Raw genomic sequence first — 910 nt, forward strand, 5'->3', positions numbered from 1 at the left:
CCCAGATTCCCCCACCACCCCCACCGTTCGCAGGAGCGGCGGGAGGCGGCGGCGCGGGCTGGGCCTGCCGGGCAGCAGCGACCGCCGCAGCGGCCTGGGCCTGGGCGAGCGCCTGGGCCTGCGCGTTGGCCGCGAGCTGGGCCTGGAGCTGGGCCTCCAACTGCGCCGCCTTGGCCTGCGCGGCGCGCACGGCATCGGCATTGCGCGCGTCCTCCGCTGCCTTCGCCTGGCGCTGCACCTCCGCGAGCTGGGCCTCCAGCTTCGCGGCGGCGCCCACGCCGTCATCCTTGCGCATGAGCATCACACCACCGACGCCGAGCAGCGCGGCAACGCCGACGCCTCCGACGACCCACGGCATGATGTTCGGCTTCTCTTTCTCGGCGGCCATGTGTTGTCACCTGTCCTGGGGCTGCTGGTTGGTCGTGGGGGGAGGGGTCGGCGCCTCATCACTGAGGCCACCGCGCCGTGGCTTTTGCTGGGGCTTCGGCAGCGGCTCCTCGTTGTACGTGCCACCGGCCCACAGTCCGTTGGACTGGGGCTCGGCATCCGCTGCGCGACGCGCCTCCGTTTGGGGTGGCGGCGTGCCGCTCCAGATCCCATTCGTCGCGGGCGGGGGGAGTGCGACGGCCGGCCTTGCCGGTGGTTGCTGCACGTCGGGCGGCGCACCAGGTGCCGCAACAGCAGCACCACGCGGGGGAGGGGTTTCGTGGCCGACGCGGCGAGCAGCTCGCGCCGCAACCGCGAGCGCCGCGCCAGCGCCGCAGATAGCGGCACACAGTCCTGTCAGCAGATGGCTCATGAGTTTCACAGTTCCTCGTCGACCCGCCCCTTCTTGCGGTCGGGCGGCACATCGGGTGGCTTCGGAGGGAGCTTCGGTGGAGCTGGAGCGGGCTTCGGCACGGGAGGGGGC

1 protein-coding gene is annotated in these 910 nt (G+C 72.9%); it reads right to left on the reverse strand.

The window, feature by feature from the left end; genetic code table 11:
• Positions 1-388 (reverse strand): hypothetical protein (locus FJV41_RS49330; RefSeq protein WP_220137978.1); only part of this gene is annotated, 388 nt, incomplete at its 3' end.
• Between the last annotated feature and the right edge of the window lie 522 nt (positions 389-910).

The organism is Myxococcus llanfairpwllgwyngyllgogerychwyrndrobwllllantysiliogogogochensis (assembly GCF_006636215.1).
GTDB classification, from domain to species: Bacteria; Myxococcota; Myxococcia; order Myxococcales; family Myxococcaceae; genus Myxococcus; species Myxococcus llanfairpwllgwyngyllgogerychwyrndrobwllllantysiliogogogochensis.